This window comes from Streptomyces sp. P17 (assembly GCF_032436805.1).
Taxonomy (GTDB): Bacteria; Actinomycetota; Actinomycetes; order Streptomycetales; family Streptomycetaceae; genus Streptomyces.
On the sequence record NZ_JAVRBF010001255.1, the window covers coordinates 1 to 249 of the forward strand.

The 249-nt window shown below is 66.7% G+C and carries 1 protein-coding gene; it reads right to left on the reverse strand.

The annotated features are described in order from the left end of the window. Nucleotides 1–249, reverse strand: a 249-nt coding sequence (locus RMT89_RS44600) for a hypothetical protein (RefSeq protein WP_315889464.1), incomplete at both ends; no start/stop codon positions are given.

The window sequence follows — 249 nt, forward strand, 5'->3', positions numbered from 1 at the left end:
TCGAATGGCTTAGTCAGAACCGGAAAGCGGGTGTCGCGCAAGGGATGCCCCAACGGAAGCGAGGTCATCAGCGCGCCGCGCACCGCGATATCGCCCAGCAGCGCCGGCCCGCTGCCATCGCCAAGCTGAATATCCGACAGCACCAGCCCAAGGCCGGGCAGATCCGCCAGTCCGCGCGCCTCTGCCAGACTGTCACATTCCAGAACCGAATGGCCCAGCCCGGTCAGCAGGTCGCGGACATGGCTGCGG